Source organism: Niallia sp. CD-39, from assembly GCF_059874745.1.
In genome coordinates, this window is sequence record NZ_JCBCPS010000005.1 from 215,905 (window position 1) to 226,744 (window position 10,840).

The window sequence follows — 10,840 nt, forward strand, 5'->3', positions numbered from 1 at the left end:
TGTCTTGAAAACGCTTGTCAGACTAGGCGTGCAGTAGAGTGAAGACCCGAATAGAACATTTGGTTCATGAGGGGACTTTGATGCCAAACAACGACGTATGCATGCGTTTGTCAACAGTCTGAAGGATCCTTCTATTTTGACTTTATTCAGTCATTTGATCAATATTCTTTGCTTCAAAGTGATCCAGCATTGTACGGACATCGTTTGTTGATTCAGTGCTCATTAATCTATTTCTTAATTCACTTGCACCACGGAACCCTTTTACATAGATCTTAAAGAAGCGGTGTAGTGCCTTGAAAGAACGTGTCTCTAATTCTTTTGAATACTGATCATGAAGATCAAGATGCAATCTTAATAGATCAAGTAGTTCTTTGCTGCTATGTTCTTTCTGCTCTTTTTCAAAGGCAAATGGATTTTTAAAGATCCCACGTCCTATCATCACTCCATCAACGCCGTATTTCTCAACTAACTCTAGTCCAATTTTTCGATCTGGAATGTCGCCATTAATTGTTAATAATGTGTCCGGTGCTATCTCATCTCGTAGCTTCTTTATTTCAGGGATGAGTTCCCAATGGGCATCGACTTGGCTCATTTCCTTTCTAGTGCGTAGATGAATGGAAAGGTTTGCGATGCCTTGCTTTAATACATGTGTAAGCCATTCCTTCCACTCCTCCACCTCTGTATAACCTAGCCTCGTTTTCACACTAACAGGCAAGCCCCCCGCCTTTGCAGCTTGAATGATTTCAGCGGCGACTTCTGGGCGAAGAATCAAGCCACTCCCTTTTCCTCTAGATGCTACATTCGGAACAGGGCATCCCATATTTAGATCAACGCCTTTAAATCCAAGCTCTGCCATGCCGATACTCATTTTACTAAAAAATTCAGGCTTATCGCCCCATATATGTGCTACCATCGGTTGCTCGTCTTCTGTAAAAGTCAAACGCCCTCTTACACTTTGAGCCCCTTCTGGATGACAATAACTTTCCGTATTTGCGAACTCGGTAAAAAACACATCAGGTTTAGCTGCGGCACTTACCACATGACGAAACACAACATCCGTCACATCCTCCATCGGTGCAAGAATAAAAAATGGTCGTGGCAAATCAAGCCAAAAATTATTACTCATAGTAAAACTCAAATCCTCTCTCTATAGAAACAATCTACTCATTTATTATGTTCATTACTTTTATTACATTTATACCATGAATTTGACTGACTAATCAAAATCAAGTATATTTCGGACAAGCTCACATTTCTTCATTATAAGGAAAAAACGGGACAAAAAAAAGCATTTGTGATTGTACGCAAATGCTTTTTCTTTCCATTTGATTTACTCCGATTACTTCCCGTCCGAAAGATTTCCTTAACACCAATCTTATTGGCTATCATGTCATGATGTGCATTACCATGGTATGATTTAAGAGAGGGATCTGATCCTTTCATATGCCTACCAGATTCTTCACTTTATTTACCCTTAGGAATCCTGTTCATTCCATGCCTCATTTAAGCTGTTCTTAAATAGAACATCAAGAGAACTTGTAAAGTCAGGTATTTCTGTATTTAAATTCTTTGCATACTCTCTTAGACGCAAAATTTCCTCATCCAAAAACTCATTAATCACGTTAATCCTTGGTTCGAAATCTAGTTCCTCACCGCTCATTTTTCTCTCTAATAAAATTTGAATCTGTGATTTCAATTCACCATCTGGTAAAGCATCCTCTAAAAGCTGCGGAAATTCTAACGGTGGAAATTCATTGTATTTTTCTATCCACCTAGCAGCTAGAACTGGCCGAAGGACATAAAAGTACTTCTTAATTCTCACTTCATCCCCTTGTAAATACTCTCGAAAATTATTACTTGCCATATTTAAATAATGATATAAACATGAATTGGGAGCAAAAATAGTTTTACTTAGCTCTTTCATCTGATCTATTGTCGAAAATGCTTGATAATAAACAATACTAGAGCGTAACCACTCTAATAGCGGTGGATTTGATTTACGAAATAACCTTAACGCCTTGGTTAATTCCCAGCCTGTAATATCTAATAGATCATTTATCGGTAATTCAATCACATCTCTTTTCTTTCCAATTCCTAGCGGATCAATCGTCAAATAATCTTCTTCTTTATGAACATAAATAAACCGAACATCATAATCGCTATCTTTTGAAGGAAATTCCCATGCTCTACTACCAGATTCTACAGCATAAAGAACCTTTACATTATAATCTCTTTCTATCTCCATTAAAGACCGAACAATCGTCTCTTTCATCCTTTGCCTCCATATTTCTCTGTATTAAGCATCCATAAATCAATGCAGAAATCAAAATGCTGCTACCTATCTGTTTCACACGTTTAATCCATTAACACATATATTACCACATCTTCAAAGCTAGAATAGTCTCAAAGATTAAGATAAACAATGATTAAAGCCTTCATACACTAGTAGCAATCGTTTTATCTATATTGTCAATTAAAAAAACCCCAACAAATAGTTGGAGGTTTCTATCAACCTTACTTGAATTTATCTGGATATTGCTTCACAACTGCCTTAGAGATCGTATCTGCCATTAAGATTATATGTGTGATTCCTTCGTCAATTGAAGCAATTCTAGCGTTCCAATCTTTTTTTAAGCTAGCAGATAAATCATCTGCGACTAATTTTAAATGCATATAAAGCAAGTTCTTGAGCTCTTCATTTTTTAAATTTGGGTTCGCACTACTTAGAAAAGCTGCTATATCATTAGCATTCCTATACCATTCTTTGTTTAGCATATTCACCAATTCTTGATTTCCGCTTTTTGCTGCATCTACGATCTTTCCAGCAATAATAATATGATCCTTAAGCAATTTTGTAAGTTGGTTCCCAGCTTTCTCTCCGTAAACTGGTTTTATCGCATTACCAATATCCTCTTGATTTTTAAGTAGCCTAGCTAGTACCTGCTTCTGATCCTCAGCATTGGCTGTTGTTGCACTTGTAATATAATTACTTGTCCATAACACATGATCAAACCATAGTCTCCTAAATTCATTTTCAAAATTCACTTCAGACTGACTAAGTGACTGTTCCTGTGGTTTAGCGTAGGTATAAGTTGTTCCAGTCATGATGCTAAAAGGAATTACCATAAAAATAAGCATGATCATTAATTTTTTCATAAATCCTTCTCCTTCCAAAATTGAAAAATGTTCCTTGTTATTATTGATAAGCGGCGTAGTTTTATACCTAAAAACTCTATTGATTTCATGACCTATTGTCGTTTTAATTCTTTAAATAGATGCTTTTATTAAATACCCAAATGTTTTAAACCACTGTTAAAATAGTGAGAGTCCTATTTCACAAAAATCTCCATAGTATTTAACCTGTAAAATCCAATAAAATTTGTAACTCTTCCCCAGTTGAATCCTTTAATCATATATAATAAAGAGATAAAGGAGGATTCATTAATGGCTAAAATAGATAAATTGACAAAACTAGCACTTCAACATTTAGAAAGAGATGAAGAAGTATTACACGTAATATTCGGGGCTTATGATGCAAAGGTTATGGGTTCTAGTGCAATCAGGAATGGAATTATGCTAGCAACAAACCACCGTCTCGTGTTTTTTTCCAAACGTACTTTCGGCTTCGATTTAGAAGTCTTTCCATATGAAAACATTAGTAGTATTGAAATGGGCAAAGGAATGTTGGGGTATCATATCGCATTCTTCGCATCTGGCAATAAAGTCAATATGAAGTGGATCAATGAAGGTGATATTCAAGAATTTATTGATTTCGTAAAATCAAATATCGGTAAAAAAATCGAAAAACATGTAGCTCAATCAGAACCTACTGCTTCCTTAAACGGTGTTGCAGAAGAAATAAAAAAGTTCGCAGAATTAAGAGACAGTGGAATTATCACTGAAGAAGAGTTTGCAATCAAGAAAAAACAATTATTAGGTTTATAACCAAGAACGCTTTTTATTAGGTTCTCATGTTACTAATACTACAAACCATTCTCCTGACTAACTATGATTTTGTTAGTTCAATAACTTGATCTCATTACCTAGTTTTACAATAGTTGAAGTCATGACATAGCCTTCATGTTCACATTGAAATAAGAAATAGACACTACTGTGCAAAGCTCCTTAACTAAACTCAGGCTTTGCACAGTAGTGCCTATCAAAAAATAACTTCACTTAGCATGCAATAGGTAATTTCCATTGCATTATACTTTGTAAAGGACTAAAAATCATACCTTTCCACTCCCGAAACCAATCGATGGTCAATTACACTATCTTATTACAATCAAGCTGATTCCTATTTCTAGTGAATTGCTCATTTTAAACTTCAGATAAAATAATGAATTTAAAAAACGTTTCTCTATTTAAGAGAAACGTTTTTCTGATACCGGTGGCCGGGGTCGAACCGGCACTCCAGAGGAACACGATTTTGAGTCGTGCTACTAAAAACAAAACGTTAATTTATCGTTCAAACGCCCGTCATCTTTGGCGTTAGATCGTTACGGCAAATCAATCGCATTTTATATGCGAATACGACTGTGTCAGATTAACGATATTATAGCGCTAATCATCAACAATTTCAACGTTTTTCACCTCGTCCAAATATACCCGCTCGTACTCGCCCGCCTCCGACACAACGTGCAACTTCCGATTAATCGCATCGTAATGATGTACCCGTCCGACCATTTCCGAAATAACCCCGTCGCGCCATTGCGAAAATCTCAGCGCAATATTAAATTCCATCGCGTAGCATATCCGCTCATCAAATTCCGCACGCTGGTGTTCGTCAATAATCGGTTCCGCCACATGTTCGTATTCCTGTTGAAACTCGCGCAAGAGTTCGGTATGTTCCCGCATAAAAAAGCCCTGCCATTTTATAAGTCCGCGATCTTTTATATTCCGCGTATCCATTCGTATCGCCTCCACGTTAATATTATATACGAACATAAGTTCGTTATTCAAGCGAAAAAAGGAGAATCCTTCGACACGAAGAAATAAATATACGAGGTGATAAAAATGCCCGTATATAATCGATTAAAAGAGATGCGCCATGATCACCGCATGAACCAAACGGAGTTCGCGCGATACCTTGGCGTCAACGTTAACCAATATAATAGATACGAAAATCAAGACCGCCAGCCCACGCTCGAGATTGCGCTGAAAATAAGTGATAAGCTTGACCGTACCGTCAACGAGATATTTTATATGCCTGCTGAGTAATTACTTATGTCGGTACAGGCATTATTACCGCAGTAGCTACATAGGTTATAGCGTAGGTATCATTACCGCAGTATTCGACGCTCAAACGCCTCAATCATCGCGAAACACAAATTCGTTAAAAGGAGACGATGGAAATGTTATTTAGTGGAGGCGTTTTGTTGGCGGCCGGCGCGACGGTTGTCGTGGCTGCATTGGATCGGACTTTGGAGTCATACGGCTACGGATGGGTTGGCAGTACCTTGCGTATACTATTGCCGATAGCCGGCTTAATTGCGGGCGTTTATTTTATCGAGACTAATCCGATAATGGGCTGGTTACGATGAGTTGGCGCGGGTTTGTGGCGGAAATGAGAGCGCGCAAGAAATTGATCGACGCGTTCAAAAGTGGCGAAATATATCTCGGCACAATCGAGCGTCCCCTCTTTCCGAAGATACGCGCGGTCAAAATTAGCGACTTTTCCATCCGCTATACTTTCACGCTGCCGAACGGTCTGAATCCCGAAAAACTTAAGCGTAACTATTTCGCAATTCAGCAGCACTTCGGCGAGAACATCCGCATGGAAGGCGAGGTCAAACAATTCAAGTTAACGGTTTATACGAAGGAATTAACGGATGAAGTAGCGTACGATTTCAGCGCGATTAAGAAGCACGTAGCGAAGCACAAGCTCGGCATCATTTGCGGAATGGAACGGACGGGAGAAATCAAAACGTTTGATCTCTTAGCGCAACCGCATATACTAATCGCCGGCGAAACAGGAAGCGGAAAGTCGACGCAGTTAAGGTCGATATTAACGACGCTCATACTAATGAAGAAACCGAGCGAACTCGAGTTGTATTTAGGCGACTGCAAAAAATCGGAATTTCATATTTTCCGCAAGGTTGAACACGTCAAATGTGTCTTAAGCAATGGGCGACAAATCGCGAAGATGTTGCGCCATATCAAGAATGAACTCGACGAACGGAGCGACTTGACGGAAACATTCGAGGTTAGTCATATTGACGAATTGCCCGCCGAGCACCGACGCCCCTATATCGTCGTATGCATCGATGAATTTGTCATGTTGCGCAAGAATGAAGAAGTAATGGAAGTGTTAACGGAGATTGTTGCGATTGGTCGAACGCTCGGCGTATTCGCCATCCTTTCGATGCAACGACCGAATGCAAAGACGCTTGACACGACAGTCCGCGCCAATTTGACCGTGAGCATGGGCTTTAAGTTGCGCGATAAATTGGAGGCGAGAATAGTTAATACGCCGAATGCCGAAAAGCTATCGGAGCCGGGCGAGTTTGTTATGAGCAGCGATAAAATATACGACTTAAAAGCGCCCTATCTAGCGATGTCTGACGCTAAAAAGTTGTTGAGTTCGGCTATGGTATCGAAAGGTAGCGCGAAAGATGTTACGCCGATGCCCGCTCAACTTACGGAAAAGGACGTGTTTAACGATGATAACTAAGCGCGACAAGGCGATTATTGCCGACCTTAATCGTTTCCGCGTAATGGATCGCGACAGTATTGCAGAAATACATTTCGGTGGATTACGTAAACCGATTACGGCGACAAATGCGGTATTGCTCCGGTTGCTTCGCGACGGTCATATACAGCGCTCGACGTCGTTTAGTCCTTACGTTTATTATGGCGCCGATCTACGAATCAAAAAGGAAAGCGCTAAGATAAACCATTGGCTCGGGATTCTCGGCGTCTATACACAAATGCGGAAACATGGCGCCATTGAATCGTTCATTGTCGAGCCGAAGCTAGGCGCAAAAGGATCAGTCGAGCCGGACATATTTACGACTTTTAGAAAGACGCAATTTTACATCGAAGTCCAGCGAACTCATTATAGCGCCAAAGTGATGAACGCCAAGCTTGAACGCTATGAATCGCTACATCAAGCAAAGCCATTTGCGCACCTACTGATAATCACCGACATTCAATACGACATCCCTGCCGACTTACCCTTCCGCGTGTTTCAAGCGCCGAGCTTTGACGAGTTCATGGCGATGTTACGACCGAAAGTTCCGCCGAATATACAGCCGAATCAAGGCGGCATTAAATTCGTCGTTCAATAAAAAAGACCGCACTAGTCGGCGGTTTTGTCGTTTTCTACGAGCGTTATGATTTCGTTTATGTCATCGAGTTCAAGCGCATTGACGATTTTTTCAAGCGCGTCTTTCGGATAGCGACGAGTCTTTCCGTTGACTAATTCGCTGATAAAACGTTCGGTCACGCCCGCCATTTGTGCAAGTTCCTTTTGTTCGATTCTGCGCTCGTCTAATATCTCTTTTAATCTAACGTTAATTTGCTTCATATTTAATCCTCCGCCGTCCATATGTACCTTACTAATATTATGCGAAAGATGGGCGGAAAAGTAAATTAATTATTGACGATTCCATTTAACGGAATTATAATTACATTAAACGTAATCAAAGGGGGATTATATGGGCTATCTACTTGCGTTGTTTTGGCTAACTATCGCAGGGGTTTTCGGATTGACCGTTTTAAATTTATTAGGTGTGCGCCATGACTAAGCGCCTACTAACTTTCTACTCTTCGCTCGACTCCGATTTTGAGCCAACGGTCGACGAGGCGGTATTGCTTGCACCGGATATTGTCGTGGAGGATTACGGATTGGAAGGCGTGGCGTTTCGCGTTAGTCCTGCGCCGATTGGGGATAGCGTCGATTTGGACGCGTGCCGACTGTTGATTGTTGCGCTAAAGTGTGACGAGGTGGATTTCGAGTGGTTGTCGACCGCTAGTTTCGTGGATGTTGTGCGTAGATGCAGCCGGTAATGAAGTCAAAAAAAAATCGCCCTAACCGCGATGGTTTAGGGCCTAATTGCTTGGTGTTCGAGATAGAAGTCTGATACGGCTTCAAAATTATTATAACTGAAATTCGACCAATTTATTTTATCGGCAGTTTCCTTGCTAATCTCAATATTTACTACAGGTGAATTATTTTCATTTCCGTATGCATCGACTAACGGAAATAGCCAGTCGATATTCACTCGAGTGATTCCCTCAATATTAAATAATTCCTCGTATAATTCAGCACTTGTACCAAGAATATTTGTACGAATCATATTTTTAGTAAAATTATCGCTTGCATTGAGAACAGCGACTACCGTCATATATTCTTCGTCAATGTACAAACCATCAATTCGTGGCATATCCATATTATTTTTTGTGCCAGCAATATCGATGATAATACCTCTGACTTCTTCTTCTAATGTCTTAGGCGTATTAACTACCGGCTTATCTTTTTCTTCTTTATCGTCTGCTCTAGGTGTTTCCTCTTTTTTAGGCTTTTCTTCCTTCGATTCATCTTTGGTTTCTGCTTTCACATCCGCTACTGCTGGTTCATTTGCGAGATTATCCTCGTCCTCACCAAATACGGCGCCAATTACGAATAATACCCCAATAGTAATCCAAAACCATTTCGTCTTATAGAATTTCTTCTTCGGCTTTACAACCATTTTGTTTTCTTCCATTCTTCCCCCTCCTATTCGCCTAAATTGTACCACGTTTACCATTACTATGTATACGCAATAATAGATTAAAAGTTTCGTCTATTACTGCGTTTTTATTCGTTATTTTCCGCGCGCTTTTTCCGTCACGTCATTATTTTTCCAATACGCCCATAACGCCGTGGTGCCGAGGAATATTAACGAGATAAATTCGCTTACGCCCGCTTCATTGACCGGTATGATACTTGCGCCAGCCATTTCAAGTCCGCTGTTGATTAGCGCCAATAACAAAAGGATGAATCTCGTGATCGTGCCCGCATTGATTGGTTTTACGTCCATTATTTCGCCCCCTTATCAAGTAATCCTAGACGGTCGAGTATTACCGCTAATTGTGCCCGTGTGACCGGATCATCGCTGCCGAATTGTCCGTTATTATAGCCGACAATTACTCCGCTAGCTTGCGCCTTCTTGATCGCTGCCTCCGCCCAATGTCCGGTTACATCGTCCTTTGGTTTCGTCACATTTGCCGCCCCCTGTTTTTTCGTCAGATTAAAAGCTTTCGCGATTCCTTCCGCATGTCCTCGCGCTACCCTTGCGATAAAAGACGCGTCCTTTAGTAAGCGCGCATCATTCGCGTTATCAATAAACATGACTTCGGTTAATAGCGCTGGCATCTTCGACTCGCGCAACATATGGAAATTAGCTTGCTTTTTGCCCCGATTGCGGACGCCCGTGCCGAGCTGTTTGACGATTTCCGCGTGAATAACGTTCTGGTACGTTGTCGTTGGCGCGCCTACTGACGTAAAGATAAAATCTTCGTAGCCTGTTCCTCCGCCAGCGTTTACGTGGACGGATAAAAGGAAATTAGCACCCCATGCGTTAGCTGTGTCTGTCCGTTGCTTAAGCGAAAGTGTAGCGTCAGTTGTCCGGCTTAAACGCACGTCAACGCCATTGTATTCTGACGTCAAAATGTTGCGGATTTGTAGAGAAATTGCTAACGTTAAATCCTTCTCGCGCAAGCCGTTGCCGACAGCGCCCGGATCAGTTCCTCCGTGTCCCGGATCGATAAAAATTTTCGTCATTGTTGACCGCCTCCCATTCGATTTTTAATGTTCCGCAATTCATCGATGACTAGGTCGTATTTATCGCTAAACTTATCGAGTAAATCATGTAGTCGTGACTCGCGCTCCTTGTTCGTCTGCTCCATCCGCGTCTCACGATCCTTGTTAGCGCGCATGACATAAATAAGGAGCCCTACGAAAAGAATCGCGAAAGGCCCCTGCGTCATGAAATATTTAATTACTTCCGGTTCCATTTTAATCACCGCCTAGTTGTTTACTTCTTAATTCCATGTGAACTTTCCAAGTATTGCCGCAGAATTCGATTCCTAACGAATATTCATGTAACATATGAGAAATAAATTCGTAGTAATGTGATGTGTCTTCCATACTAAAATCTACATAGAATTCGTAGTCATTTTCTTTTCTAACTTTAACGTCTTCGATCCCTTTCGTTAGGTGTAAAAGATTAGCAAACATATAAGCTTCTTTCATATTAGATGCTTGACCTGATTCTTGTTTTCTAAACATCGTTTAATCGCCTCCTAATATGAGTATACTCTTTATAAAATATACCGCTATTACTATAGCGAAAGGTTTCTGGTGTTTTAAGCCTCTTTTAGTGCTATTTAGCATAAAGAACAGTATTGAATTCTGCAAAATATTCCTTTTAACCACTAATTGGTTGATAATCACCGGCTAAAAATTCAACGCCACTATCAACTAAATGCTCATAAACTCCCGGCTGTAAAGTCGATGGAACCTCGTTAAATTCAGTTTTTCCTAAAATCACTCTTTGTGCGAATAGTAATGCCATCATTTCATCATCTCCTAATAGTTTTATTAAATTTTTTATCAAAAGACGGACTATCATAAGTAAACAACCATTGCCAATTCAACGATTAGTTCTTCGTGAAATTCCGTAGTTTCCGTTAATGCTTGGTTTTGTGCTTTTAATAAGATGTTTTCTTTTCTCAACTCCTCGATTTCCACACTCAACGGCTTTTTAGGCACAATCGGGTCACTAGGATTTTCGGGATTTGAATACTCGAAAATAGGAATCTTCGTTTCCAAATCAACTCCTATCAAGGTAGCTTC

The 10,840-nt window shown here is 40.3% G+C and carries 17 protein-coding genes; 5 read left to right on the forward strand and 12 right to left on the reverse strand.

Going from position 1 to position 10,840, the window contains the following annotated elements; genetic code table 11:
• Nucleotides 1-142 precede the first annotated feature (142 nt).
• The 3 genes from AC6F34_RS13190 to AC6F34_RS13200 all read right to left on the reverse strand — a co-directional run bounded on the left by AC6F34_RS13190 (nt 143) and on the right by AC6F34_RS13200 (nt 3,105).
• Complete coding sequence (locus tag AC6F34_RS13190) at nt 143-1,126, reverse strand: tRNA dihydrouridine synthase (protein WP_500772861.1); 984 nt, start codon at nt 1,124-1,126, stop codon at nt 143-145.
• A 348-nt stretch (nt 1,127-1,474) separates the two neighbouring features.
• Nucleotides 1,475-2,272, reverse strand: coding sequence for a nucleotidyltransferase domain-containing protein (locus AC6F34_RS13195; RefSeq protein ID WP_500772863.1), 798 nt, complete (start codon nt 2,270-2,272; stop codon nt 1,475-1,477).
• Between the two features lie 242 nt (nt 2,273-2,514).
• Nucleotides 2,515-3,105, reverse strand: a complete 591-nt coding sequence (locus AC6F34_RS13200) for a glycosyltransferase (protein ID WP_500772905.1) — start codon at nt 3,103-3,105, stop codon at nt 2,515-2,517.
• A gap of 339 nt (nt 3,106-3,444) precedes the next feature.
• On the opposite strand from AC6F34_RS13200, the gene AC6F34_RS13205 reads away from it, so the two are divergent.
• Nucleotides 3,445-3,945 carry a PH domain-containing protein gene (locus AC6F34_RS13205; protein ID WP_500772865.1) on the forward strand — a complete coding sequence of 167 codons (501 nt, stop codon included), beginning with the start codon at nt 3,445-3,447 and terminating at the stop codon, nt 3,943-3,945.
• A 618-nt stretch (nt 3,946-4,563) separates the two neighbouring features.
• Here the strand turns inward: AC6F34_RS13205 and AC6F34_RS13210 are convergent.
• A complete protein-coding gene (locus AC6F34_RS13210) occupies nt 4,564-4,911 on the reverse strand; it encodes a YolD-like family protein (protein ID WP_500772867.1) in 348 nt (115 codons plus the stop codon).
• Nucleotides 4,912-5,043: 132 nt separating this feature from the next.
• Between AC6F34_RS13210 and AC6F34_RS13215 the strand changes: the two genes are divergently transcribed.
• From AC6F34_RS13215 to AC6F34_RS13225, 3 genes are all read left to right on the forward strand, one after another.
• A complete protein-coding gene (locus AC6F34_RS13215; protein WP_500772907.1) occupies nt 5,044-5,220 on the forward strand; it encodes a helix-turn-helix transcriptional regulator in 177 nt (58 codons plus the stop codon).
• Between the two features lie 319 nt (nt 5,221-5,539).
• Complete coding sequence (locus tag AC6F34_RS13220) at nt 5,540-6,673, forward strand: FtsK/SpoIIIE domain-containing protein (RefSeq protein WP_500772869.1); 1,134 nt, start codon at nt 5,540-5,542, stop codon at nt 6,671-6,673.
• A complete protein-coding gene (locus AC6F34_RS13225; protein ID WP_500772871.1) occupies nt 6,663-7,289 on the forward strand; it encodes a replication-relaxation family protein in 627 nt (208 codons plus the stop codon). The genes AC6F34_RS13220 and AC6F34_RS13225 overlap by 11 nt, the downstream gene beginning before the upstream one ends.
• An 11-nt stretch (nt 7,290-7,300) precedes the next feature.
• On the opposite strand, the gene AC6F34_RS13230 is transcribed toward AC6F34_RS13225, so the two are convergent.
• Nucleotides 7,301-7,528, reverse strand: coding sequence for a helix-turn-helix domain-containing protein (locus AC6F34_RS13230; RefSeq protein ID WP_500772873.1), 228 nt, complete (start codon nt 7,526-7,528; stop codon nt 7,301-7,303).
• Nucleotides 7,529-7,740: 212 nt separating this feature from the next.
• On the opposite strand from AC6F34_RS13230, the gene AC6F34_RS13235 reads away from it, so the two are divergent.
• The gene (locus tag AC6F34_RS13235; RefSeq protein ID WP_500772875.1) at nt 7,741-8,010 is read left to right on the forward strand and encodes a hypothetical protein; all 270 of its coding nucleotides are present in this window, start codon (nt 7,741-7,743) and stop codon (nt 8,008-8,010) included.
• A 35-nt stretch (nt 8,011-8,045) separates the two neighbouring features.
• On the opposite strand, the gene AC6F34_RS13240 is transcribed toward AC6F34_RS13235, so the two are convergent.
• From AC6F34_RS13240 to AC6F34_RS13270, 7 genes are all read right to left on the reverse strand, one after another.
• Complete coding sequence (locus tag AC6F34_RS13240) at nt 8,046-8,708, reverse strand: hypothetical protein (protein ID WP_500772877.1); 663 nt, start codon at nt 8,706-8,708, stop codon at nt 8,046-8,048.
• A gap of 99 nt (nt 8,709-8,807) precedes the next feature.
• Complete coding sequence (locus AC6F34_RS13245; protein WP_500772878.1) at nt 8,808-9,023, reverse strand: phage holin; 216 nt, start codon at nt 9,021-9,023, stop codon at nt 8,808-8,810.
• Nucleotides 9,023-9,766: an N-acetylmuramoyl-L-alanine amidase gene (locus AC6F34_RS13250; protein WP_500772880.1), complete on the reverse strand. Its 744-nt coding sequence runs from the start codon at nt 9,764-9,766 to the stop codon at nt 9,023-9,025. The genes AC6F34_RS13245 and AC6F34_RS13250 overlap by 1 nt, the downstream gene beginning before the upstream one ends.
• Nucleotides 9,763-9,999 carry a BhlA/UviB family holin-like peptide gene (locus AC6F34_RS13255; protein WP_500772882.1) on the reverse strand — a complete coding sequence of 79 codons (237 nt, stop codon included), beginning with the start codon at nt 9,997-9,999 and terminating at the stop codon, nt 9,763-9,765. The genes AC6F34_RS13250 and AC6F34_RS13255 overlap by 4 nt, the downstream gene beginning before the upstream one ends.
• 1 nt (nt 10,000) lies before the next feature.
• Nucleotides 10,001-10,273 carry a hypothetical protein gene (locus AC6F34_RS13260; RefSeq protein ID WP_500772884.1) on the reverse strand — a complete coding sequence of 91 codons (273 nt, stop codon included), beginning with the start codon at nt 10,271-10,273 and terminating at the stop codon, nt 10,001-10,003.
• Nucleotides 10,274-10,412: 139 nt separating this feature from the next.
• Complete coding sequence (locus AC6F34_RS13265; protein WP_500772886.1) at nt 10,413-10,562, reverse strand: CD1375 family protein; 150 nt, start codon at nt 10,560-10,562, stop codon at nt 10,413-10,415.
• 50 nt (nt 10,563-10,612) lie between these two features.
• Nucleotides 10,613-10,840, reverse strand: a 228-nt coding sequence (locus tag AC6F34_RS13270; protein ID WP_500772888.1) for a hypothetical protein, incomplete at its 5' end; no start/stop codon positions are given.

What these genes read in the sequence shown, in the direction of transcription:
- AC6F34_RS13220 (WP_500772869.1), top strand. Translation starts at nt 5,540, where the DNA reads ATGAGTTGGCGCGGGTTTGTGGCGGAAATGAGAGCGCGCAAGAAATTG.
- AC6F34_RS13190 (WP_500772861.1), bottom strand. Translation starts at nt 1,126, where the DNA reads ATGAGTAATAATTTTTGGCTTGATTTGCCACGACCATTTTTTATTCTT.
- AC6F34_RS13245 (WP_500772878.1), bottom strand. Translation starts at nt 9,023, where the DNA reads ATGGACGTAAAACCAATCAATGCGGGCACGATCACGAGATTCATCCTT.
- AC6F34_RS13205 (WP_500772865.1), top strand. Translation starts at nt 3,445, where the DNA reads ATGGCTAAAATAGATAAATTGACAAAACTAGCACTTCAACATTTAGAA.
- AC6F34_RS13200 (WP_500772905.1), bottom strand. Translation starts at nt 3,105, where the DNA reads ATGACTGGAACAACTTATACCTACGCTAAACCACAGGAACAGTCACTT.
- AC6F34_RS13265 (WP_500772886.1), bottom strand. Translation starts at nt 10,562, where the DNA reads ATGATGGCATTACTATTCGCACAAAGAGTGATTTTAGGAAAAACTGAA.
- AC6F34_RS13210 (WP_500772867.1), bottom strand. Translation starts at nt 4,911, where the DNA reads ATGGATACGCGGAATATAAAAGATCGCGGACTTATAAAATGGCAGGGC.
- AC6F34_RS13255 (WP_500772882.1), bottom strand. Translation starts at nt 9,999, where the DNA reads ATGGAACCGGAAGTAATTAAATATTTCATGACGCAGGGGCCTTTCGCG.
- AC6F34_RS13240 (WP_500772877.1), bottom strand. Translation starts at nt 8,708, where the DNA reads ATGGAAGAAAACAAAATGGTTGTAAAGCCGAAGAAGAAATTCTATAAG.
- AC6F34_RS13225 (WP_500772871.1), top strand. Translation starts at nt 6,663, where the DNA reads ATGATAACTAAGCGCGACAAGGCGATTATTGCCGACCTTAATCGTTTC.
- AC6F34_RS13260 (WP_500772884.1), bottom strand. Translation starts at nt 10,273, where the DNA reads ATGTTTAGAAAACAAGAATCAGGTCAAGCATCTAATATGAAAGAAGCT.
- AC6F34_RS13230 (WP_500772873.1), bottom strand. Translation starts at nt 7,528, where the DNA reads ATGAAGCAAATTAACGTTAGATTAAAAGAGATATTAGACGAGCGCAGA.
- AC6F34_RS13195 (WP_500772863.1), bottom strand. Translation starts at nt 2,272, where the DNA reads ATGAAAGAGACGATTGTTCGGTCTTTAATGGAGATAGAAAGAGATTAT.
- AC6F34_RS13235 (WP_500772875.1), top strand. Translation starts at nt 7,741, where the DNA reads ATGACTAAGCGCCTACTAACTTTCTACTCTTCGCTCGACTCCGATTTT.
- AC6F34_RS13215 (WP_500772907.1), top strand. Translation starts at nt 5,044, where the DNA reads ATGCGCCATGATCACCGCATGAACCAAACGGAGTTCGCGCGATACCTT.
- AC6F34_RS13250 (WP_500772880.1), bottom strand. Translation starts at nt 9,766, where the DNA reads ATGACGAAAATTTTTATCGATCCGGGACACGGAGGAACTGATCCGGGC.